Annotated in this window: 22 protein-coding genes; 11 read left to right on the forward strand and 11 right to left on the reverse strand. The window is 63.5% G+C overall.

Features of this window, described 5'->3' with window-relative positions; all coding sequences use genetic code 11:
* The first annotated feature begins 284 nt into the window (after window positions 1–284).
* The 3 genes from nadB to C2134_RS11700 all read left to right on the forward strand — a co-directional run bounded on the left by nadB (window position 285) and on the right by C2134_RS11700 (window position 2,690).
* Entirely contained in the window at window positions 285–1,871 is a 1,587-nt protein-coding gene (gene nadB, locus C2134_RS11690; protein ID WP_103320238.1) for an L-aspartate oxidase, read from the forward strand.
* Between the two features lie 233 nt (window positions 1,872–2,104).
* On the forward strand, window positions 2,105–2,350 hold the full coding sequence (locus tag C2134_RS11695) for a hypothetical protein (protein ID WP_103320240.1): 246 nt from the start codon (window positions 2,105–2,107) through the stop codon (window positions 2,348–2,350).
* Window positions 2,351–2,378: 28 nt separating this feature from the next.
* Window positions 2,379–2,690: a hypothetical protein gene (locus C2134_RS11700; RefSeq protein WP_103320242.1), complete on the forward strand. Its 312-nt coding sequence runs from the start codon at window positions 2,379–2,381 to the stop codon at window positions 2,688–2,690.
* A gap of 18 nt (window positions 2,691–2,708) precedes the next feature.
* On the opposite strand, the gene cysS is transcribed toward C2134_RS11700, so the two are convergent.
* The 3 genes from cysS to C2134_RS11715 form a co-directional block, all read right to left on the reverse strand.
* Window positions 2,709–4,088: a cysteine--tRNA ligase gene (cysS, locus tag C2134_RS11705; RefSeq protein ID WP_103320245.1), complete on the reverse strand. Its 1,380-nt coding sequence runs from the start codon at window positions 4,086–4,088 to the stop codon at window positions 2,709–2,711.
* A 288-nt stretch (window positions 4,089–4,376) separates the two neighbouring features.
* Window positions 4,377–5,411: a patatin-like phospholipase family protein gene (locus tag C2134_RS11710; RefSeq protein ID WP_103320287.1), complete on the reverse strand. Its 1,035-nt coding sequence runs from the start codon at window positions 5,409–5,411 to the stop codon at window positions 4,377–4,379.
* Window positions 5,412–5,594: 183 nt separating this feature from the next.
* A complete protein-coding gene (locus C2134_RS11715) occupies window positions 5,595–6,545 on the reverse strand; it encodes a hypothetical protein (protein ID WP_146042146.1) in 951 nt (316 codons plus the stop codon).
* Between C2134_RS11715 and C2134_RS21230 the strand changes: the two genes are divergently transcribed.
* Entirely contained in the window at window positions 6,544–6,768 is a 225-nt protein-coding gene (locus C2134_RS21230) for a hypothetical protein (RefSeq protein ID WP_146042147.1), read from the forward strand. The genes C2134_RS11715 and C2134_RS21230 overlap by 2 nt on opposite strands.
* A gap of 217 nt (window positions 6,769–6,985) precedes the next feature.
* Here the strand turns inward: C2134_RS21230 and C2134_RS11720 are convergent, their stop codons facing one another.
* Window positions 6,986–7,864 (reverse strand): LysR family transcriptional regulator, encoded by an 879-nt coding sequence (locus C2134_RS11720; protein WP_103320249.1) that lies wholly within the window; start codon window positions 7,862–7,864, stop codon window positions 6,986–6,988.
* Between the two features lie 89 nt (window positions 7,865–7,953).
* Between C2134_RS11720 and C2134_RS11725 the strand changes: the two genes are divergently transcribed.
* The 3 genes from C2134_RS11725 (at window position 7,954) to chrA (ending at window position 9,933) form a co-directional block, all read left to right on the forward strand.
* Entirely contained in the window at window positions 7,954–8,292 is a 339-nt protein-coding gene (locus C2134_RS11725; protein ID WP_103320251.1) for a DMT family transporter, read from the forward strand.
* A 3-nt stretch (window positions 8,293–8,295) separates the two neighbouring features.
* Window positions 8,296–8,625: a multidrug/spermidine efflux SMR transporter subunit MdtI gene (gene mdtI, locus C2134_RS11730; protein WP_071110092.1), complete on the forward strand. Its 330-nt coding sequence runs from the start codon at window positions 8,296–8,298 to the stop codon at window positions 8,623–8,625.
* A 111-nt stretch (window positions 8,626–8,736) separates the two neighbouring features.
* Entirely contained in the window at window positions 8,737–9,933 is a 1,197-nt protein-coding gene (chrA, locus tag C2134_RS11735; RefSeq protein WP_103320289.1) for a chromate efflux transporter, read from the forward strand.
* 21 nt (window positions 9,934–9,954) lie between these two features.
* On the opposite strand, the gene C2134_RS11740 is transcribed toward chrA, so the two are convergent.
* Window positions 9,955–10,230, reverse strand: coding sequence for a metal/formaldehyde-sensitive transcriptional repressor (locus C2134_RS11740; protein ID WP_103320253.1), 276 nt, complete (start codon window positions 10,228–10,230; stop codon window positions 9,955–9,957).
* 96 nt (window positions 10,231–10,326) lie between these two features.
* On the opposite strand from C2134_RS11740, the gene C2134_RS11745 reads away from it, so the two are divergent.
* From C2134_RS11745 to C2134_RS11760, 4 genes are all read left to right on the forward strand, one after another.
* Entirely contained in the window at window positions 10,327–11,442 is a 1,116-nt protein-coding gene (locus C2134_RS11745) for a nickel/cobalt efflux protein RcnA (RefSeq protein WP_103320255.1), read from the forward strand.
* Between the two features lie 176 nt (window positions 11,443–11,618).
* Complete coding sequence (locus C2134_RS11750) at window positions 11,619–12,938, forward strand: cytochrome C (protein WP_103320257.1); 1,320 nt, start codon at window positions 11,619–11,621, stop codon at window positions 12,936–12,938.
* Window positions 12,939–12,952: 14 nt separating this feature from the next.
* Complete coding sequence (locus tag C2134_RS11755) at window positions 12,953–13,555, forward strand: c-type cytochrome (protein WP_103320259.1); 603 nt, start codon at window positions 12,953–12,955, stop codon at window positions 13,553–13,555.
* A 154-nt stretch (window positions 13,556–13,709) separates the two neighbouring features.
* Window positions 13,710–14,144: an EamA family transporter gene (locus tag C2134_RS11760; RefSeq protein WP_043629854.1), complete on the forward strand. Its 435-nt coding sequence runs from the start codon at window positions 13,710–13,712 to the stop codon at window positions 14,142–14,144.
* Between the two features lie 49 nt (window positions 14,145–14,193).
* On the opposite strand, the gene C2134_RS11765 is transcribed toward C2134_RS11760, so the two are convergent.
* The 6 genes from C2134_RS11765 to C2134_RS11790 all read right to left on the reverse strand — a co-directional run bounded on the left by C2134_RS11765 (window position 14,194) and on the right by C2134_RS11790 (window position 21,247).
* On the reverse strand, window positions 14,194–14,829 hold the full coding sequence (locus C2134_RS11765) for a VIT1/CCC1 transporter family protein (RefSeq protein WP_233196428.1): 636 nt from the start codon (window positions 14,827–14,829) through the stop codon (window positions 14,194–14,196).
* A gap of 226 nt (window positions 14,830–15,055) precedes the next feature.
* The gene (gene tssA, locus C2134_RS11770) at window positions 15,056–16,141 is read right to left on the reverse strand and encodes a type VI secretion system protein TssA (protein ID WP_103320263.1); all 1,086 of its coding nucleotides are present in this window, start codon (window positions 16,139–16,141) and stop codon (window positions 15,056–15,058) included.
* A gap of 9 nt (window positions 16,142–16,150) precedes the next feature.
* Window positions 16,151–16,414, reverse strand: coding sequence for a PAAR domain-containing protein (locus tag C2134_RS11775; RefSeq protein ID WP_103320265.1), 264 nt, complete (start codon window positions 16,412–16,414; stop codon window positions 16,151–16,153).
* The gene (locus tag C2134_RS11780) at window positions 16,411–17,847 is read right to left on the reverse strand and encodes a hypothetical protein (RefSeq protein WP_103320267.1); all 1,437 of its coding nucleotides are present in this window, start codon (window positions 17,845–17,847) and stop codon (window positions 16,411–16,413) included. Before C2134_RS11780 ends, C2134_RS11775 begins: the two co-directional genes overlap by 4 nt.
* A gap of 12 nt (window positions 17,848–17,859) precedes the next feature.
* On the reverse strand, window positions 17,860–20,496 hold the full coding sequence (gene tssH, locus C2134_RS11785; RefSeq protein ID WP_103320270.1) for a type VI secretion system ATPase TssH: 2,637 nt from the start codon (window positions 20,494–20,496) through the stop codon (window positions 17,860–17,862).
* 34 nt (window positions 20,497–20,530) lie between these two features.
* Window positions 20,531–21,247, reverse strand: a complete 717-nt coding sequence (locus C2134_RS11790; protein WP_103320272.1) for a hypothetical protein — start codon at window positions 21,245–21,247, stop codon at window positions 20,531–20,533.
* Between the last annotated feature and the right edge of the window lie 8 nt (window positions 21,248–21,255).

Genomic DNA, 21,255 nt, shown 5'->3' on the forward strand with positions numbered 1-21,255 from the left:
GCTGTTTCGTTCGCTGCGTCAGCTGAGGAGGCGAACTATACGCCCGGGCCTCACCCTCGTCAACACCTTTTGCGAGAAAAATTGAAGGAAATTCGCAACAAAACCCAAAGAGAGGAGCAAGCCACTGAAAATTAAATAGATATGAAGAAGGGGTATCTTGATTCGCTGCAAACAAACCGTAATCTACCCTTCCCGGGACGCGCGGATGGCTACGCGCCCGCTGCCGATTCTGCTACGCTGGCATGCGTTTGGCACGCGATGTGCCTGCCGTGGACACTCTATATATGCTCAAATTTGATGTTCTGATTATCGGCAGCGGTCTGGCCGGGATGACGCTGGCGCTCCATCTGGCGGAAAAACGCAAGGTGGGCCTGATCACCAAGCGCGATCTATTGGAAGGCAGCTCTACCTATGCGCAGGGTGGTATTGCCGCGGTACTGGATACCGAGGACTCGGTAGAAGACCACATCCGCGATACCTTGATCGCCGGCGCCGGGCTGTGCGACGAAGACACCACGCGCTTCATCGTCGAGCACTCCAAGGAAGCGATAGATTGGCTGATCAAACTCGGCGTGCCCTTCACCCGCGACGACGAGCACCAAACCGGCTACCACCTGACGCGCGAAGGCGGCCACAGCCACCGCCGCATCATCCATGCCGCCGACGCCACCGGCGCCGCCGTGACCAGCACCTTGGGGCAGAAGATCAAGGCCCACCCGAACATCACCGAGCTGGAACACTATATAGCCATCGATCTGATCACTTCTCAGAAGCTGGGCCTGCCGGGCAAGCGTGCCTATGGTGTGTACGCGCTGGACAAACAGAGCGACGAAGTGGTGACCATTGCCGCCCAACACACCATCCTGGCCTCAGGCGGCGCCGGCAAGGTCTATCTCTATACCACCAATCCGGACACTGCCACCGGCGACGGCATCGCCATGGGGTGGCGCGCCGGTTGCCGCGTCGGCAATATGGAGTTCATGCAGTTCCACCCGACCTGCCTGTACCACCCGCATGCCAAATCCTTCCTGATTTCCGAGGCGGTGCGCGGCGAAGGCGGCATTCTGAAGCTGCCGGACGGCACCCGCTTCATGCCGCAGCACGATCCGCGCGGCGAACTGGCGCCGCGCGACGTCGTCGCCCGAGCCATCGACTTCGAGATGAAGAAACACGGTCTGGACTGCGTGTATCTGGATATCTCTTACAAACCGGCCCAGTTCATCAAGGAACACTTCCCCAATATCTACGCCCATTGTCTGGAACTGGGCATAGACATCACCCAACAGCCGATTCCGGTGGTACCCGCCGTGCACTTCACCTGCGGCGGCCTGGTCACCGACCTGGCCGGCCGCACCGACGTGACCGGCTTGTACGCTGTGGGCGAAGTGGCGCATACCGGTCTGCATGGCGCCAACCGGCTGGCCAGCAACTCGCTGCTGGAATGCCTGGTGATCGGTAAGGCGGCGGCGACGGACATCCTGGCGGCCGACGCCATCAAGCTGCCGGCCATTCCAGCCTGGGACGACAGCCGCGTCACCGACCCGGACGAGGAGGTGGTGATCAGCCACAACTGGGACGAGCTGCGCCGCGCGATGTGGGACTATGTCGGCATCGTCCGCACCAATAAGCGGCTGGAACGCGCGCTGCACCGCATCGATCTGCTGAAAGACGAGATTGACGAGTACTACAGCAACTTCCACGTCAGCAATGATTTGATCGAGTTGCGCAACCTGGTGGAAACCGCCGAGCTGATCGTCCGCTCCGCCATGCAGCGCAAAGAAAGCCGCGGCCTGCACTACAGCCGCGACTACCCGGACCTGTTGCCGGAAGCGCAAGATACGGTGCTGACGCCGCCCTCGCGCAGCGAGTAAACAGCAGGCGACTGGCAACTGAAGTAAACCCGCCGCCATTTGACAACCCGCCGGAGCTTGCTCCGGCTTTTTATTGCAAACAAGAAAACAGGCCAGATCAACTTGCGCAGAAAACAATCAAAGCTGTAAATATCTATTAATTTACGAGAACTTGGCCAAGGCTGCGATATCGTATGTCATGACATGCCGGCCCGTCTCCCTGAGATCCGGCCCCCATTGCTGGAGACTCAAAAATGATTTCGACATACAAACTGGCGGCGATGCTGGCCCTGGCCTTGCTCTCCCACCTGGCAGCAGCCGGCATCTTCAGCAAGAAAGACGCTTCGCAGGCCGCTGACGAGCCCAAGCGCGGTCGCCGCGTTCTGGAAAACCAGGCGCTGGGCCGCGCGCTGGACAAGAAGCCGATCGGCATCGCCGTGATCCGCCGCGCCGGCGACAAGGTCAATGACGCCCTGCCGTCCGGCCCGTCGCTCAAGTAAACGATTACCCGCAAGGAAACGCACCATAATGAGAAACCGCTTCTGGAAAAACGTCACCATCATCACCGTGATCGCATTGCTGGTAATCTGCACCGGCTATCTGCGCATGCGCAGCTCGCTATTGGCGATGGACATCGGCGAAATGAACAAGAGCCAATTCTGGAAAGTCTCTTCGCTCGTCCTGCTCGACGGGGAGGAGCGCAGCGCCCTCTCCCACTTCACCTCGGACAAGGCCACCAACTGGCACAAGTTCTTCACGCTGGCCAGCGGCATGACCGTGCGCCAGGTGATAGAGAGCGGGCAGGCTGCGCAGATCTCCGCTTCCGGCGGTTCGCACTGAACCAGATAAGCAGGCTACTCAAACGAGCGGTTTGACTCGCGCCCCATCCGGGCCATCCTCCACCGCATAGCCTTGATCCAGGATGGCGGCGCGCAGCGCGTCCGCCTCCTGCCAATTGCGCGCCGCCCGCGCCGCCTCGCGCGATTTCGCCAGCGCCAGCACAGGCGCGGGAATCTCCGCCGCCATCGCTGGCCAGCCATCCAGATCCAAGCCCAATGCGCGGTCGCAATGACGCAGCGTGGCTTTCTTGTCGCCCTCTCGGCACTTGCTCTTGACCAGCCCCCACACCAGCGCCAGCGCGCGCGGCGTATTCAGATCCTGATTGATTTCAGCGGTAAACGCCTCGACAAAGGTGCCATCGACCTCGCCGCCTTCCGGCCAGGCCGCATACTGCCGACGCAGCTTGTCCAGCGCCAGGCTGGCGGCGTCCATGGCTTCCCAGCTGAAATTCATTTGCTTGCGGTAATGCGCGGTCAAGTTCAGGTAGCGATAGGCCAGCGGATCGTAGCCGCGGTCGATCAGCGTCTGCAGCCGTAAAAAATCGCCGCTGGACTTGGACATCTTGGCGTCATCCAGTTGCAGGAAATAACCATGCATCCAGAAATTGGCGGCGCGGGTGCCATGACAGCCCTGGCTCTGGGCGATCTCATTGCTGTGATGGACCGGAATGTGGTCCTCGCCGCCGCAATGGATGTCGAACCACGGCCCAAGATGCTTGGCCGACATCGCCGAGCATTCGATATGCCAGCCCGGAAAGCCAACGCCCCAGGGGCTGGCCCACTCCATCTGCCGCTGCTGGCCTGCCGGACTGAATTTCCACAACGCAAAGTCGGTGGGGCTGCGCTTGGCGCCCAGCCCCACGCGCGAGCCCGCCTGCAGGCCTGAGCGATCCAGCCGCGCCAAGTGGCCGTAATCATCCAGGCGCGAGGTATCAAAGTAGATGCCATCGTCGGTGCGATAGGCATAGCCCTTGGCCTCCAGCGCGGCGATATAGGCTATCTGCTCGGCGATGTGATCGGTCGCCCGGCTCCATAGCGTGGGCGGCAAGACATTCAGCGCTGCCAAGTCCTGCTGGAAAGCCTCAGTGAAGCGCGCGGCGATGCCCCAGGCCGAGGCGCCGCCAGCGCGCCGGCTGCCCGCCTCCATCTTGTCCTCTCCCTCATCCCCGTCCGATACCAGATGCCCGACATCCGTGATATTGACCACATGACGCACAGCATAGCCATTGAACTCCAGCGCGCGGCGCAGCGTGTCCTCGAACAGATAGGTGCGCAGATTGCCGATGTGGGCGTAGTCGTAAACCGTAGGGCCGCAGCAATACAGGCCGACGCGCTCCGCATGCAAGGGCGTGAACAAGCGGACGGCGCGGTGCCAGGTATCGTACAGATGCAGCTGCATGGTTTCTCCAGACATGAAAAAGGCCGCCGGGTGAAACACGCGGCGGCCAAGGATGGTGGAATGCGAATGCTAGACGCGCACGGTCCCCGGCCGTGCTGGACAACACGGTTGCAGGCGGGCGATCAGCATTTCATTCCTGTTCATGCTATCGATAGTACGGTTCGATCATCGTGCGGTCAATTGTCTACCCAGATTAAGTCTGGCTGATGGCGCGGGTACATCGCCATGATCCCTTGCGCGCAGCGTCCGCCGTCGCATGCATGGTTGGTTGTCGGCAAGCCAACACGCTTAGAACGGCAGAAACAACTGCTTGATGTCTACGCTGGCACGACGCCCGACCTTGCCGCCATGCTGATCCATCCACGCCAGCGCAGCCTGCCGCCCTTCATCTCGCAGCCCGGCCAGAAACGGGCCATAGGTCAACGCCCGGCTGGAGGCATCCATGCCGGACAGCAGATCCTGCGCCTCGATCAAATGAAACCGCGCGGCCTTGAGCCGGCGTTCCAGCCAGCCGCGCCATAGCCTGGGCGAGTCGGCCATTTCCTGCAGCAGGGCGAACAAGCGCATCTCGCGCAGGAAGGCGCTGTTGAAGCCCAGCGTCGCCGCGCGGCGCTGAATCTCATCGGCAGTGCGCGGCGTGTCGCCATGACGCATAGGCGCGAGCAACACCAGCAGGATGTCGTCGCTGCGGCAAAACTTGAACAGGGGGAACACCGCCGGATTGGCGGAGAACCCGCCATCCCAGTACGCTTCGCCGTCTATCACCACCGCCTGCTGCAGCGCTGGCAAACAGGCGGAAGCCAGCAAGGCGTCCACGCAAATATCGGCATTGCGGAACAGTTTCAGATGGCCGCTGTTGGCATGGGTGGCCGCCACGAACAGCTGTACCGGGGAGGCGCGACGGATGCGCTCAAAATCAAACAAGGATTCGATGATGGCGCGCAGCGGATTGTAATCGAGCGGGTTGAGCTGATACGGCGAAAACCATTGAGCCAGGCGCCAGGCCATCCGCAAGCCAGGCGGGGCCTTGGAGTCGGGCCCCAAAGGCAGCGGCCGCGTCATTTCTTCCGGAAGACTCTCGCCGACCTGGGACCAGAAGGCGGACAGCGCCTCTCTCGCCTCGTCGGGACCGCCGCCGCTCAAGCCATGCGCCACGGCCACCGCGTTCATCGCGCCGGCGCTGGCGCCGCTCAAGCCATCGAATCGATAGACTCCCGCCTCCAACAGGGCATCCAGCACGCCCCAGGTAAAGGCCCCATGGGCGCCCCCGCCCTGCAAAGCCAAGCTGAGAGTCAGCTTGCCGCCCCGTCCGAGCATCGTCATCTCGCAATTGCTGCACTGCACAAAGCATGGCACAGCCATCGCTTGGACTCAAGGAAACCAGACTGGCGGCAAAACAACGGCGGACGTAAAGCAGCTGTCGAGTGTCTTTCACATGGCGCGGAGCCAGGGCAGCCGCAAGGGCAGCCGCTATCCTGGCGGACCGCGCATGGCCCTTGCTTACGGCTATGGGGCGTCAGGCCGCCCAGCGCTCCTGGCATTGGCCAGCTTGGTCAGCACATTGGGGATGAATTTCTCGGCGAACCCGAAGAAAAATCCCCACACCGCCATCTTGCCATAGTCGGCCGCGCCGGCCAGATAGGGCAGACAACCACCATGGCCTGTGCCAGGGCAAACCGTGCCGGCCTTGGGCTCGATATTGGGGATCAGGTCCCATGACAGAAAATGGCCGCCGATATCCGCCGCGAAGGCATAAAAACCGAGAATGCCGAACAGCACGCCGCTCAACAAGGCCAAGTACAGACTCCAGGAACCATCGGTCAGCGTCGCGATGCCGGCGCTGGTCTGGCCGTTCAGGTTCTGTCCTGCATCCTGAATACGCATCAAGATGCTGGTGAAGGAGCCCAGAATGCCGAACATGCCGGCCAATGCCAGGGAGCTGCCGGAAGCCGACGGCGTCCAGAGAAAATAACTGAACAATACCGTCGCCAGCAGCAGCGCGAACAAGCCAAGATGCAGGCGCAGCCGGTCCAGCGCCCTCTCCCGCCGCAGCACTTTGAAGTAGCGCTGCTGCCCTGCCAGCACGACGCGGAACAGATCGTTGCGGCCCACGCCAACCGGCGCCGCCTCGCGCCAATGCGCGGTCAAGATGCCGAATTGCTCCTCGGTGGCCAGGCTCACCGCCAACAGCTCCAGTTCGAACAACTCCGCCCAGCTGTAGCCGTCCTGCGCAATCAGTTCGCGCGCGCGCTGCTGGTCGGCGGGCAGGCCGTATTGATACGGCTGCAGCGCGCGATGCAGGCCCTTTACCCGAATCACATAGCCTTTGGCATTGCGTTCCACATCCGCGCAGTCATGTTTATATTGTCGCCGCAGCTTGTCTCGCGGCAAATCCAGCTTGTCCCAAGGGCTGGCAAACCGATAGCCCGTGGTCGCTTCCGGGGGCGTTTCGCTCATGTCGCTCATCCTGCTCTCCGTTTCATGCCTGCGCTCAGGCAATACGCTGTTGCGAGCCATCCCGCAGCACATTCGGCGCGTGCTTGCGTTGGTTCTTGATCGAGACTGGGATACGACTGCTGCCGTTGAAGCGATCGGAACTGCAAGGCGCAGAACGGCTCTTGGCGCCTCCAGCATGCGCGAGGGAAAGAGCACAGGAGATGCGCCCCTCTCGGCCATCTGAATCATGCTGGTACTTGCGCCGCAGAGAGAAGCCAACCGCTCGCCATGGCTTCATGCTTGAATCATCATGCTATTGCATATAGCAAAGGGATATACCGAGCGCAAACCGCCACGGCGTGGCGACGCGGCCTCAAGACACGCAAAACATCAGATGCCATCAAAACATTAGATACGAAAAGCCGCCAGACGGCGGCGGCAGAGCGCACGTGCGGCAAGAATCAGCCGGGGCTTTGCAACAGCAATTGGCCAAACCGCGTTTCCACCCATTGAGCAGTTTTGCTCAAGGGCATGCCCTGCAGCCACAGCATGCGCACGGACAGCCGCGGCAAAGCCAAGGCCGGGCAGGACAGTTGCTGCAATTGCTGCCGATAGCTTTCATCCTTCGCCACATTGACCGGCAGGATGGCCCAACCCAAGTCATGCGCCGCCATCTCGGCGATGCTGTAAAAGCTGTCGGAGCGCCATACCTTGGGACTGTATGCGGTTTCGTTCACATCATCGGCATGCATCAGCAGCTGGCGATGCCGCAGCAGATCCTTGCGGCTGACCGGCTGTTTCGCGGTTAGCGGATGACCGCTGGCCACAAACACGCCCTGCGCGACGCCGCCGACGCATCGCTGCTCGAAACCGGCGTCCACCGGCCCGCGGTCAAAGTGAAACGCCACCTGCGCGCGCTGCAAGGCGACATAATCGGCAACTTCGGTGGCCGTGCCGTTGAGCAAGGTCAGCTCCAGATCGGGGAACGTCCTGGAAATTTCCCGGATCAGCGTGCTGACCGCGGTATAGGGCAGCGCCTCGTCCAGGGCCAGGGACAGCTTGGCCTCGCCGCCCTCGCTCAGAGAACGCGCGCGCAGATCCAGCGCCCGCGCCTGGCGCAACAGCTCCTGCGCCTCCATCAGCAGCAATTGCCCGGCATCCGTCAGTTGAGCCTGCCGCCGCGAGCGGTCGAACAGCTCCACGCCCAAGTCGGCCTCCAGCAAACCGATGGCGGTGCTGACCGCCGATTGGGCCTTGCCCAGATGGCGCGCGGCGGCGCTGAATGAACCGAGTTCAGCCGTCATCGCAAACTGCTGCAATTGATCTAGTGTCCATCGCATACGCGCATATTATCAATAAATCAGATGGATATGATCTTTTACCATCAAGAATGCTGAGGCAGACTGTGCTTTTTCAAGCCGAAGCTCTCATGCATTTACGTCCCTGGTTATTCCTGCTTGCCGCCATCACGGTCGAAGTCATCGGCGTCACGGTCATGAAACGGGTGGCCGACTCCGGCGGCTGGTCTGCCCTGCTATTCATGTACGCCATGATCGGCCTTTCGTTCTTCTTCCTGGCCACCGCCATGGAATCGCTGCCGATCGCCTCTGCCTATGCGACCTGGGAGACGATAGGGTTGATCGCCATCACCTTCATCGGCTACCGCTACTTCAGCGAAGAAGTCGGCCTGCTCAAGCTGCTCGGCATGAGCATCCTGATCGCCGGCGTCGTGCTGGTGAACCTCAGCGCCAAGCCGGCGCAGGAGTAAGCCATGCAAAACGCGCAATTCATCCACTATGTTTTCATGCTGCTCGCCATCCTGCTGGAAGTGGCGGCGAATATTTTCATCAAGTACTCGGATGGTTTCCGCCGCCGCGGCATGGGCGCGCTGGGCATCGCGTCGATTCTGCTTTCCTTTACCGCCTTGTCGCAGGCGGTCAAAGGCATCGATCTATCCATTGCCTATGCAATCTGGGGCGGCACCGGCATTTTTCTGACCACCATCGCCGGCTGGGCATTGTTCAAACAACACCTCAGCCGTCGGGGCTGGCTAGGCATCGCCCTGATCGTCACCGGGATGTCGCTGCTGAAGCTTGCATAGGGGCCGTCAACGCTTGCCGAGCAGTCGCGCAGACAGGCAAACCATGGTAAGAACATAGCGCCATGTGCAAGCCGTCCTTTGCCTGCTGACTTCAACAAAGAGTATGCGACTGTGTCGACCAAGCTAGAAACCACGACCGATAGCGCGTGGACGATTTTTTTGATTTTCCTGCGGCTGGGCCTGACTTCGTTTGGCGGCCCCATCGCCCATGTGGGCTACTTCCGGTCTGAGTTCGTGATGCGCCGGGCCTGGCTGAGCGAACGCAGCTTCGCCGACTTGGTGGCGCTGTGCCAGTTTCTGCCCGGGCCATCGAGCAGCCAGCTCGGCATCGCGCTGGGACTGTCTCGCGCCGGCGCGCGCGGGGCCGCCGCAGCCTGGTTGGGTTTCACCCTGCCATCGGCCTTGGCGCTGGCCTTGCTGGCAAGGGGCATGGCGGCCTGGGGTCAGGCCGCTCCCGCCGGCGCGCTGCATGGGTTAAAGATTGTGGCGGTGGCGGTAGTGGCCCAGGCGGTATGGGGCATGGCGCGTTCGCTATGCACCGATGTTCCGCGCTTTGGCATCGCCGCCGTTTCGGCCATTCTGGCGCTGTCCTGGCCAGCCGCGGCTGGGCAAATCGCTATTTTGGCGGCGGCGGCAGTGCTCGGATCGGCCTGGCTCAAGCCTGCCGACGATGGCGTGCGCGCGCCGCTGCCGATTGCCGTGCGTCGCCGCTACGGCGCGCTGCTGCTGGGTCTGTTTTTTGCGCTGCTGATCGGTTTGCCGCTGGCCGCCGGACTCTGGCCCAGCCTGCCGCTATCGCTGATCAACGCCTTCTACCGCGCCGGCGCGCTGGTTTTCGGCGGCGGGCACGTCGTGCTGCCGCTGTTGCAGGCGGCAGTTGTGCCGCCGGGCTGGGTGAACAACGAAACCTTCCTGGCCGGCTATGGCTTGGCTCAGGCCGTGCCGGGGCCGCTGTTCACCTTTGCCGCTTTTCTCGGCGCAGCCATCTCCGGCTGGCCGGGCGCGGCGATTTGCCTGCTCGCCATCTTCGCGCCATCGTTTCTGCTGGTGGTCGGCGTCTTGCCATTTTGGGAGTCGTGGCGACACCAGCGGCGCGCCCGCGCCGCGTTGGCCGGGGTCAATGCCGCCGTGGTGGGCCTGCTATTCGCCGCATGGTGCCACCCGGTATGGAGCAGCGCGATTTTCCTGCTGTCCGACTTCGGCCTGGCCTTGCTGGCGCTCTTGGCACTGATGCGGTGGAAGCTCCCGCCCTGGCTCGTGGTCGCCGCCGGCGCCGGCGCGGCCTGGCTGTCCAGCTTGTCTTTCTGACGACAACCGAGCGAATCGGGGCTACTTCAGGTAAGACTTGATCACCTGCAGCACCACCGCCAGGTCTTCCTGACGGTGGGTCAGCTCCGGCTCGTTCACCAGATGTTCGGTCAGATGGCCTTCGATCACCGCGGCCATCAAACCATTGACCGCGCCGCGGATGGCGGCGATCTGCTGCAGGATCGCCACACAATCCTCTCCGCCCTCATCCAGCTGTTTTTCCAGCGCCGATGCCTGCCCTTGTATCCGTCTGACTCGCGCCAGCAATTTGGCTTTGTCGCGTACGGTATGCGCCATGTGCTCTGTTCCAAACTCAAAAAATATACTGGAGGGTAGCATATTTATACTGGGGGGCAGTATACTCAACGGCGCAAATACCCACGGATAACCACAATGACCGAATTCTCTACCCTGCTGCTGCATGGCAATGCCTGGCTGTTCATCCCCAGCGCCATTGCGCTGGGCGCCTTGCATGGCCTGGAGCCAGGCCATTCCAAAACCATGATGGCCGCCTTCATCGTCGCCATCCGCGGCACAGTTGGACAAGCCGTGCTGCTGGGCCTGTCGGCGACGCTGTCCCACACGGCGGTGGTGTGGGCCATCGCCATGGCTGGTTTGCACTTTGGCCGCAACTGGAACGCCGAAACCACCGAGCCGTATCTCCAGCTGGTCTCCGGCGCGCTGATTCTGGGCGTGGCCGCATGGATGATTTGGCGCACCTGGCGCAATCAGCAGGCCGCGCACAGCCATGGGCATGACGATCATCACCATCATCATGACGAGGCCAAATTCATCGATACCGGCCATGGCGCCGTGCGGCTGGAGATATTTGAAGACGGCGTCCCGCCGCGTTTCCGCCTGTATCGCGATGGCCGCCATGGCCACATCTGGCCTGCGGATCAAGTCCATCTTGAAACGGAGCGAGCGGACGGCGCCCGCCAGCGTTTCCGCTTTGTCCAGCGCGATGGCTTTGTCGAATCCGAGCAGGATATTCCCGAGCCACACGCATTCGTCGCGCGCTTGCGGCTGGGTCATAATGGCCACAGCCATGACTACGATGTGGAATACATCGAGCACGGCCACGGCCATGCGGTGAAAGATTACGCCGGCCTGGATGTGTCGGCGCCGGGCTATCAGGACCCGCACGAACTGGCCCACGCCAACGACATCCGCCGCCGCTTCGCCAACCGCGAAGTGAGCACCGGCCAGATCGTCATGTTTGGCCTGACCGGCGGCCTGATTCCCTGTCCGGCCTCGATCACCGTGCTGCTGCTCTGCCTGCAATTGAAAAAGGTGGCGCTGGGCGCGGCCCTGGTGCTGTGTTTCAGCATAGGCCTGGCGCTGACCATGGTGGCGTCCGGCGTGCTGGCCGCCATCAGCGTGAAGCATGTTTCCCGCCGCTGGAACGGCTTTGGCGAGTTTGCGCGCAAAGCGCCGTACTTCTCCAGCGGCCTGATCGCGCTGGTTGGACTGTATGTTGGCTATCACGGCTGGATGGCGCTGGCGTGATCGCATCAGCCGGCCAGTCAGCAACCATGCATGGCTGATGCGGATTGATGGCCCTTGCTCTGGCGACGGTTATTTTTAACCTGCATCAAAAACAGTAAAACCATTTGGTTTCCTCCATTCCCGATTGCCGCCTATAACCACAAAGGTAATTGGGTCTATACCATCCGGGAGAAACCATGCGCATCCATCGATTGCTGGCTTGGCTGACAACTAGCGCAATGTGCGCTCTGCTGGCGTGGCCCGACGCCTCCCAGGCGCTGCCCAGCTATGCCAGGCAAACCGGCGAAGCCTGTATCGCCTGCCATGTCAGTTTTCCGGAACTGACACCGTATGGCCGGCTGTTCAAGCTGTCCGGCTACACCCTGGGCACCACCAAACTGTTTCCCCTGGCCGCCATGGCTACCGGCTCGGTTTCCCATGTCGGCAGCACCCAAGGCAATAATGCCGCCTATCCGCGCCAGAACGACGGCGTAATTGAGGGCGGCAGCCTGTTTGTCGCAGGCAAGCTGGGCGACCATTTCGGCCTGTTTTCGCAATGGACTTACAACGCGCTGAACCAGAATCCGGGCAGCACGGCATTTTCCGGCCACACCGTTGCGGACAACAACGACTGGCGGCTGACGGACCATATCGCCCGAGCCAATCTGGACCTGATCTACGGTCTGTCTTTCAATAACAACCCCACGGTGCAAGACGCGTGGAATTCCACGCCGGCCTTCGGCTACCCCTTCCAGACGACCCATCTGAACAGCGCCTGGAGCATTGCCCCGCCCACTACGCTGATTGAAGGCGGCTTGGCGCAGCAGGTAGCGGGCCTGAGCGCCTACGGTTTGCTGAACAAGTCTTGGTATTTTGAACTAGGCGGCTATCGGGTAGCCAAGGGCGGCTCGTCCTTTTTGAAGAACGGCGTGACCCTCTCCAACCGGTTGAGCGGCACCAACCCCTATTGGCGCTTCGCCTATAGCCATGACTGGCGCGTCAACTCGCTGGAGCTTGGGACCTTTGGCCTCGATGCACGGGTGAACATCGATCCCACCGACGCGGGTTCGCCTTCCGACCATTTCCGCGATACCGGCGTAGACGCGCAATATCAATATCTGTCCGACCCGCACATTTTCACCACGCAGGCCTCGCTGATCCACGAACACACCGACTGGGACGCCTCTCACCTGGGCGTAGATAGGCAAAACCCCAGCAGCTCGCTGAACTCTTTCCGGCTCAAGGGCAGCTATTGGTATCAGCGCACCTATGGTCTGACGCTGAGCTATTTCTCGGAAACCGGCTCCGCCGACAATGTGTATTATCCGGTGACCGGCAGCCCTAACACCAACGGCTACGCAGCGGAACTCAACTACATGATCAAGCCCTATTGGCGTTTGGGTCTGCAGTACACCGGCTACCTCAAATACCAGGGCGCCAGCAGCAATTACGATGGCAACGGACGCAACGCGCGCAACAACAACGTAACCTATCTGTATACCTGGATAGCGTTCTGAACCGGAGAGTAGACATGAAACCTGGCAAGACATCCATACTGCTGGGCCTGCTTCTCCTGGGCTCTCAGGCGCTGGCGGAGCAAACGCCGGAACAGCTGGCGCGGGCCTGGTGCGCCAATTGCCATATGGCCGACGGCAACAGCATCTCGCCGCTGTTTCCTCGACTGGCCGGACAGCAAGCCGCCTACCTGCAGCAGCAACTGCAGATGTTCCGCGCCAAAAGCCGCAGCGACGACGCCGCGCACGACTATATGTGGGGCGTGGCCGGCGGGCTGAGCGATGAGCAGATCATAGGCGTGGCGGCGTATTTCGCCGCGCAGAAACCCGCGCCGAACCCCGCCAAGCGCGATGAAAGCCTCATCGCGGCCGGCAAGCTGATCTACGAGCAAGGCAAGGAAAGCAGCGGCACACCGGCTTGCCAAGCCTGCCACGGCCCGCGCGCCGAAGGCACTGATCAAGGGCCACGGCTCGCCGGACAGCATGCGCCATACCTGATGAAACAACTGCATGTGTTTGAAAGCCCCCAGCGGCCTTCCGCGGTCGCGATGCAGGCCATCATCAAGACTTTGTCAGCCGATGACCTTCACGCGCTGACAGCCTACTTGCAAAGCCTGTGAAAGCCGGTGCCGGCATCTCCGCCGGCATCGGACTCCGCCACGTCCCTGGCCTGCTCCTCCCATCGCCTGGCCCGTCATGGCATGCCGTTTCGCCAAACCGCGATAGCCTGTACAGTCTGAACGACTTAATCATCCATTCAGACCAGGGGTCTCCATGTTCGCCACATCCGGTTGGTTCTTATGGGCGCTGCTCTCCGCGGTATTTGCCGCCTTGACTGCCATCTTCGCCAAAGTCGGCATCAAGGGGGTGGATTCGGATCTGGCCACTCTGATCAGAACCGGCATCATCGGCCTAGTGCTGTCGCTGTTTGTCGCGCTGACCGGGAAGTGGAGCAATCCGCTGGCGCTGCCGGGCAAGACTTGGCTATTCCTCGGCCTGTCCGGCGTAGCCACCGGCATTTCCTGGGCGTGTTATTTCCGGGCCTTGCAAATCGGCGAGGCCTCGAAGGTCGCTCCGGTAGACAAGTTCAGCCTGGTGCTGGTGGCGGTATTCGCCTTCGCCTTCCTCGGAGAACGCCCGGCCTTGCGCGAATGGTGCGGCATTGCCTTGATCGCCGGCGGCGTGCTGGTGCTGGCCTGGAAACGCTAGGGGCGGTTAGATAGCAAAGGATAAACAGGTCGGCAGGGTAAGCATGGCCTCACGCCACGACGCCCAGCGCCGCACCGATCCCCGCGGTTATTCCCATCGCCAGCGCGCCCCAGAAGGTCACCCGCAGCGCGCCGGCAGCGACCGGCGCGCCGCCGGCCCGCGCCGCCAAGGCGCCCAGCAGCGCCAAAAAAAGCAGCGAGGCCGCGGAAACAACGGGAACCAGGTGGTTGTGCGGTGAGAGCATCACCACCGCAATGGGGAGCATCGCGCCCACAGTGAAGCTGCCGGCCGAAGCCAGCGCCGCCTGCAACGGCCGCGCGCTTTGGGTGGCGGTGATGCCGAGCTCATCCCGCGCATGCGCGCCCAGCGCATCATGCGCCATCAACTGTTCCGCCACCTGTTTGGCCAACTCCGGCTCCAGCCCGCGGCGCACATAGATGCCCGCCAGCTCCTTGTGCTCCGCGGCGACGTTGGCCTGCAATTCCATGCGCTCTTGTTCGAGCGCCGCCTGCTCGCTGTCTTTCTGCGAGTGGACCGAAACATATTCCCCGGTCGCCATGGACATCGCCCCGGCCACCAGGCCTGCGGCGCCAGCCACCAGAATATTGCTGTGGCTGGCATGCGCGGCGGCCACGCCTACAATCAGGCTGGCGGTGGAAACCAGACCATCGTTTGCGCCGAGCACCGCCGCCCGCAACCAACTTGTCCTACCGGAGAGATGATGCTCTCGATGGCCTGCATGCATATCGCCACTCCGCTGATGCGCGGCCGACTGCGCCGGTCGCCACAGGATGCCAAGCTTCCGTGAATTGGCCTGTCCAGCTTATGTTGTAGGCGAATGTCGGCGCATCCAGATGGGTAATCCGACGCCGTCCTGGCGCGCAGGGCGGACGTAAGGACGGCGAACGGCGCTACTCCGGCGTCTTGACGTCCAGCAACTCCTGCAGCTGGCTCAGCGTGCCGCTGTCCTTCACCACATGCTGCAGCCATTCCTCCAGGCTCATCTCCGCCCAGCGCGCCGCGCGTTCGGCCAGCAAGGACACCGGGCTGTGCGGTTCGTTGTGGCGGAAGTAGCGCGCCACTTCACCCAGCATGAACACCGCTTCCTCGCGGCTGCGGATCTGGCCGTTGAACGTGCTGGCCGGGGCGGCGGTGTAAACCGGACTGGGCATGGCTTGACTCACGGATTTGCGTTCCTCGACGGGTTGCGGCTGCGGGGCGGCCGCAGGCTTGTTGCCGCCCAGCTGCTGGCGGTAGCGCAGCACCAGGTCCTGGCAGGCGTAGATGGCGTTGCGGATATCGGCCAGGCTGGGCGCCTCGTTGCCGAAGCGCTCGTCCACCAGGCGATCCAGCTCCTCATAGGCGGTAAGCAGCGCCACCAGCTCCTCGGCCTTGGCCTGGAACCAGAGGTGGCCGGACTGGACGGCGGATTTCTCGAAGGCCTCGCCGCTGAGCTTGCCTTCGGCGATGGCCGCGTCGCGGGCTTCGCTATTCTTCAGCCCCAGGTTCTCCACTTCGCGCGACTGCTGCCACTGGTGCCAGCTGTAGCCGCCGAATTCCGGCTTGGTCATCGGCACATTGCGCAGCGCGTTGCCCAACTGCTGGTTCATCCATTCCAGCTTGGCCACGCGCTCGTCCAAATCATGCGGGTCCAGTTCCGGGAAACCGTTTTCCCAATAGCGCTCCAGCCAGCCGTTGACTAGCGCCAGGCCGCGCACCAGGCCAGCCACGCCGTTGACCTGGGCCTGAGCCTCGGCGTACCAGGCCAGGATTTGCAAGTCCTTGCTCTGCTTCTGCAGCGCCTCCTCGCACAGGCGGATCACCTGCGGCCATTCGGCCGTTTTCAGCGCCTGTTCCCAGTCGCCCTGCGACAGCGACGGGTCGTCGCTGCGCCGCGCCTCGCGGATCTGGTCGAAAATCAGGGAGTAGGCCAGGTCTTCGCCGGCCGGGGCATCCGGGCGTACCGGCTGCATCAAGTGTTCAATGCTTTGATCCATATTCTTTCTTTATCCCTTCCTGACCTGGGGCAGCGTGGAAATCAGCGTGGCGCCGCAGCTGACCTTGTGGCCGTCCAGCGCCACCGGCTTGCCGCCCACCAGCCAGCTGCCGTCGCCTTCGACGATGGTGCAGTTGACGTGGCCTTCCTTCGGGCAGCTGACGGCGTCGCCGACGCAAGCCACCTGCTTGCCGAACAGCGTGGTGCTGGACGCGGCGCTCACTACCTTGCCGCCATGGTCGGTGGGGTCGCCCAAACGAATTGCCGCCTTCATGCTGTCGCCTCCTCTGCCGGCGGCCTGGCCAAGGCCAGCGACACCAGCTCGTCATGGAAATGAGTGATCACTGCGGGCGCCTGCAGCCGCGCGCAGTGGTTGACCGCGGTGGCGGCCATCAATAAGGGCGTGGCCGATCCGGCGTCGCCCCACTCGCGCACCACGTTGCTCGCCTCGTCTATCGGGTGCAGTTCGACCTCGTGCCGCGACAAAGCGGTGGCGATGGCCGCCAGCCGCACGCCGCCGACATCGATCTGCCCGCTGTTGTGGCACAGCCAGGCCACCGTGGCGGCCTGCTTGTTTTCCGGCTTGGCCTCCTCCGGGCTGAACGGGTAGTCCAGCAAGGCGGCGTTGACCAAGGCGTTGTCCAGCACCGGTTGCAGCTGGCGCGCCAGCTGCAAGGCGCGGTCTTGCGCCAGCTGGGTGGAACTGGATTGGGCCAGCACCGCCAGCACCGGCAATGCCGCCAGGCTGGCTTGGCGGCTGGCCGGCACCACGCCCCAGCCGGCGGACGGGCCGGAAAAGTCCTTCTCCCAATACGGCTGGTAGGGATCGGCGTCCGCGGCTTCCTGATCCGGCTCGGCCGGCGCGACCAGATCGTCGCGCAGGAACAGCATGGCCACCACGGCCATGCCGGGCTCGCCGTGCCAACGGCGGTATTCGCGCAGCGCCGGGTCCACCTCGCCCCAATCGTCGTCATCGTCCTGCGTGGCCAGCGGCGCGTCGGCGGCCAACACCAGCACGCCCGGCGATTCCGGGTCCTGCTGCAGCACCTGCAATACGCGTTCGGCCAATTGGCCGCTGCCCGGCAGGAAGCGACATTCGCCGGACACGTGGGCGTCGGCGCCCAGCGCCTCGGCCGCCGCCTGCTGCCTCAGCTCCTTGACGCGGGTCAGCTGCTCCACGCCTGGGACTTCGCGCATCGGCTCCAGATACAGCGGCAGCCAGGCCGCGCCCGGCGCTGCTGCGTACAGGCTGCTCAGCATCTCGGCGATGTGCGGGGCCAGCGCGTCCAGCCGCTCGCCCGCTTCCACCTCATCCTTGTCCAGCGCGGCCCACCAAACGCCTTCGGCGCTTTCCGCCAGCCAAGCCGGCTCGTCCTTGGCCGGCACGGCCGCCGCCCACAGCCAGCGGCAACTGACTGCGCGCTGGCGTTCCTGCAGCGCGGCCGCATGCTGGGCGCGGGCTTCTTCGCGCTTGCCGGCGCGCTCGGCTTCGGCCTGGGCTTCCTGCTGCTCAACCTCGGCCTTGGCTTTCTTCTCTTTCAAGAACGTCCACACCTTGACGCCCACGCTCAGCAGCATGGGCGGCCCCAGGTGCAGCAGCAGGATGGCGGACGGGCTGATGCGCTGCCAGCTTTGCGGCAGCACCAGCCACAGCAGCGCCCACCAGCTGACGCTGGCGCCGGTAAACAGGGCCAACATTCTCCACATGGGAAACGCTCCTTAGCTAACCTTCACCTTCACCTGCTCGCCCTTGAGCGAGACGGCGATCTTCTTCACCGGCTTGCCCGTGGCCATGCGCGACAACAGATCGTTGGAGATCTGCGCCAGCAGCGTGCGGGTGAGGATGGCATCGGCGTTGCGCGCGCCGCTGTCCACGTCCAGGCAGCGCGCGGCCATCTGCTCGGCCAGATCGGCCGGGAACTCCACCTGCGCGCCGTGGTTGTCGGCGATGCGGCGGCGGATCTTTTCCAGCTTCAGCGAGACAATGGCGCGCAGCACTTCGTCGCTGATCGGGAAGTAAGGCACGATGGTCAAACGGCCCAGAAAAGCCGGCTTGAAGGTCTTCTGCAACGTCGGGCGCAGGATTTCCACCAGGTCTTCGGCCGTCGGGTCGCGGGTTTCGTCTTCCACTGTCACGCCGTGCTCGCAGGCGCGCATCACCAGATCGGTGCCGGCGTTGGACGTCAGCAGGATGATGGTGTTCTTGAAGTCCACTTCGCGGCCTTCGCTATCCTCCAGCACGCCCTTGTCGAACACCTGGAAGAACAGCTCCAGCACGTCCGGGTGCGCCTTCTCTACTTCGTCCAGCAGGACGACGGAGTACGGCTTGCGGCGCACGGCCTCGGTCAGCACGCCGCCCTCGCCGTAACCGACATAGCCCGGCGGCGAGCCTTTCAGGCCGGACACGCTGTGCGCTTCCTGGTATTCGGACATATTGATGGTGATCAGATTGCGCTCGCCGCCGTACAGCGCCTCGGCCAGCGCCAGCGCGGTTTCGGTCTTGCCGACGCCGGACGGGCCCACCAGCATGAACACGCCCTTGGGCTTGCCCGGATCTTCCAGGCCGGCCTTGGCGATCTGCACGCGCTCGGCGATCTGCTCCAGCGCGTGGTCCTGGCCGATGACGCGCTCGGCCAAGAGCTTGGCCAGCTTCTGCACCTGTTCCAGCTCGTTGCTGACCATGCGCCCCAGCGGGATACCGGTCCAGCCGGCGATGACGTCGGCGATCACGCTTTCGTCCACGCATTCGAAAGCCAACGGCTGGTGCTTTTGCAGCTCGCGCAATTCCTTGCGCTTGGCCTGCAGCGGGCTGAGCTTCTTGCCCTTGGCCGGCTTGGCCTCGCCGCGCTGCGCTTTCAGCTGGTCGATTTCTTCGATCAGCTTCTGCTGCGCTTCCCAGGCTTCGTGCAGCTGTTGCAGATTGCCTTCCAGCTCGACGCGCTGCGCTTCCAGCTCGGCGATGCGCTCGGCGTGGCCTTCCTCGCGCTGCAACGCGGCGATTTCGCGGTCGATGTTTTCAATCAGCACCGACACGTCTTCGATCGGTCCCGGCTTGCCGGCGCGCGACAGCGCCACGCGGGCGCAGGCGGTATCGAGCACGCTGATGGCCTTGTCCGGCAGCTGGCGGCCGGCGATGTAGCGGCTGGACAGATGCACGGCCGCGGCGACGGCCTCATTGAGGATTTCCACTTCATGGTGCTTGGCCATGGCATCGGTCAGGCCGCGCACCATCTGCACGGCGATTTCCGGGGCCGGCTCCTCGACCTTCACCACCTGGAAGCGGCGCGCCAGCGCTGCGTCCTTCTCGAAGTACTTCTTGTATTCGGCCCAGGTTGTCGCCGCGATGGTGCGCAGCTCGCCGCGCGCCAGCGCCGGCTTCAGCAGGTTGGCCGCGTCGTTCTGGCCTGCCGCGCCGCCGGCGCCGATCAGGGTATGCGCCTCGTCGATGAACAGGATGATGGGCACCGGGCTGGCCTTGACCTCGTCGATCACCTGACGCAGCCGGTTCTCGAACTCGCCCTTGACGCTGGCGCCGGCCTGCAATAGGCCCAGGTCCAGCGTGCGCAGGGTCACGCCGGTCAGCACCGGCGGCACTTCGCCCAGCACGATCTTGCGCGCCAGGCCTTCCACCACGGCGGTCTTGCCCACGCCCGGCTCGCCGGTGAGGATGGGGTTGTTCTGCCGGCGGCGCATCAGGATGTCTATCATCTGGCGGATTTCGCCGTCGCGGCCCAGGATGGGGTCGATCTTGCCGGCGCGCGCCTGCGCGGTCAGGTCGATGGTGTACTTGTCCAGCGCCGGGCTGCCGCGCTTGCCCTGCGGCGCGGCGGGCGCGTCGTCGTCTTGCTCGGCGCCGGCTTCTTCCGCGGCATGGCCCATGGCTTCGCCGCCATGCTGGCGCAGCGCGGCGTAAGCGCCGTCCAGCTTGCCGGCGTCCAGCCGCGCCAGCGCCGGCGCGCCCGACTGCAGCGCGCCGCGCAGGGCGTCGTCCTGCCACAGCGCCAGCATCAGGTCCAGCGTGGACACATTGTCCTGGCCATGCTCGGCGCTGGCTTGCAGCCAGGCTTTTTCCAGCCACTTGGGCAGCCAGCCGGACAGCACGGGATTGCGGGTATTGCCGCTGCGGAAGGCGTCCAGCGCGGCGTCCAGCTCGCGCTCCAGCCGCGACAGATCGGCGCCCAGCGCGCGCAGCGCCGCCAGCGCGGCGTTGTTGTCCTGATCGAACATCGCCAGCAGCACGTGCTCGATCTCGATCTCGAAATGGGTGCGCGCCAGCGCGCGGCTGGCGGCCTGCTCAATGGCCTGACGCGCGGTGGGCGTCAACCGGTCTATCAGGGATTTCAAAGAAACGGACATATGCTTCCAATGCTTGAGATTTAAGATGTTTGCTTTAAGGTTGTTCTTCGTTGGCCGCGGCCGCGGGCAAGGCATCCGCCAGCCAGCCACTAAGCGCGGCGCGGCCATCCGGGTCCAGATCGTCCAGCATCACCCGGTACCAGGCCAGCAGCGCGCCGTCGTCCAGGCATTGCCGCAACAACGGCCAGCTGTTTTCCAGGAATACGCCGAAAAACGGCACGCCCCGCTGGTGCAGGAACATGTCGTCGGTGATTTTCAGTTCGCGGTACAGCTCGCGCAGCCAGGTCAGATACGGCACGGCGTCCGCCACATGGCCGGCCTGGGCCAGGGCGGAGGCGAAATTGGCGTAGGCCATGGCACAGGAGAACTCGCGGCTTTGCCGGTTCAGCTCGTCAAACTTCATCATCCAGGCCTTGCCGCGCTCCACCGCGCCGGCCATCACCGAGGTGCTGGCCAGTTGCAGCGCGTTATGGGCAGTGGGCTCCAGCTCGAACAATTTCATCCAGCAGGAGAACGCCGTATCCCATTGCGCCAGACGGCTGCTGGCCAGCGCGCACAGCCGGTAGGCATCGGCCCGCACCGCAGGGGAGCGCGCCTCCAGATGCGGCTGCGCCAGCCGCAACGCCTGCGGCCAGTCTTCGCGCTGCAGCGCGGCCACGGCCGGCTCCAGCTGCGGCGGCGTTTCGGCCGGCCGCGCCACGCGCAGTTCGGCCGGTTTGCCGCGGCCCAGCAATCGCTTCAGGATGCCCATTTTCGACT

The organism is Chromobacterium sinusclupearum (genome assembly GCF_002902845.1).
GTDB lineage: Bacteria > Pseudomonadota > Gammaproteobacteria > Burkholderiales > Chromobacteriaceae > Chromobacterium > Chromobacterium sinusclupearum.

Coding starts and splice junctions, on each gene's coding strand:
- tssH (WP_103320270.1), bottom strand. CDS start 20,496: ATGTCCGTTTCTTTGAAATCCCTGATAGACCGGTTGACGCCCACCGCG.
- C2134_RS11720 (WP_103320249.1), bottom strand. CDS start 7,864: ATGCGATGGACACTAGATCAATTGCAGCAGTTTGCGATGACGGCTGAA.
- C2134_RS11715 (WP_146042146.1), bottom strand. CDS start 6,545: ATGAGCGAAACGCCCCCGGAAGCGACCACGGGCTATCGGTTTGCCAGC.
- C2134_RS11775 (WP_103320265.1), bottom strand. CDS start 16,414: ATGAAGGCGGCAATTCGTTTGGGCGACCCCACCGACCATGGCGGCAAG.
- C2134_RS11760 (WP_043629854.1), top strand. CDS start 13,710: ATGTTCGCCACATCCGGTTGGTTCTTATGGGCGCTGCTCTCCGCGGTA.
- C2134_RS11710 (WP_103320287.1), bottom strand. CDS start 5,411: ATGACGATGCTCGGACGGGGCGGCAAGCTGACTCTCAGCTTGGCTTTG.
- C2134_RS11745 (WP_103320255.1), top strand. CDS start 10,327: ATGACCGAATTCTCTACCCTGCTGCTGCATGGCAATGCCTGGCTGTTC.
- C2134_RS11740 (WP_103320253.1), bottom strand. CDS start 10,230: ATGGCGCATACCGTACGCGACAAAGCCAAATTGCTGGCGCGAGTCAGA.
- C2134_RS11780 (WP_103320267.1), bottom strand. CDS start 17,847: ATGTGGAGAATGTTGGCCCTGTTTACCGGCGCCAGCGTCAGCTGGTGG.
- C2134_RS11700 (WP_103320242.1), top strand. CDS start 2,379: ATGAGAAACCGCTTCTGGAAAAACGTCACCATCATCACCGTGATCGCA.
- C2134_RS11750 (WP_103320257.1), top strand. CDS start 11,619: ATGCGCATCCATCGATTGCTGGCTTGGCTGACAACTAGCGCAATGTGC.
- C2134_RS21230 (WP_146042147.1), top strand. CDS start 6,544: ATGTCGCTCATCCTGCTCTCCGTTTCATGCCTGCGCTCAGGCAATACG.
- C2134_RS11695 (WP_103320240.1), top strand. CDS start 2,105: ATGATTTCGACATACAAACTGGCGGCGATGCTGGCCCTGGCCTTGCTC.
- mdtI (WP_071110092.1), top strand. CDS start 8,296: ATGCAAAACGCGCAATTCATCCACTATGTTTTCATGCTGCTCGCCATC.
- C2134_RS11790 (WP_103320272.1), bottom strand. CDS start 21,247: ATGGGCATCCTGAAGCGATTGCTGGGCCGCGGCAAACCGGCCGAACTG.
- nadB (WP_103320238.1), top strand. CDS start 285: ATGCTCAAATTTGATGTTCTGATTATCGGCAGCGGTCTGGCCGGGATG.
- tssA (WP_103320263.1), bottom strand. CDS start 16,141: ATGGATCAAAGCATTGAACACTTGATGCAGCCGGTACGCCCGGATGCC.
- C2134_RS11755 (WP_103320259.1), top strand. CDS start 12,953: ATGAAACCTGGCAAGACATCCATACTGCTGGGCCTGCTTCTCCTGGGC.
- cysS (WP_103320245.1), bottom strand. CDS start 4,088: ATGCAGCTGCATCTGTACGATACCTGGCACCGCGCCGTCCGCTTGTTC.
- C2134_RS11725 (WP_103320251.1), top strand. CDS start 7,954: ATGCATTTACGTCCCTGGTTATTCCTGCTTGCCGCCATCACGGTCGAA.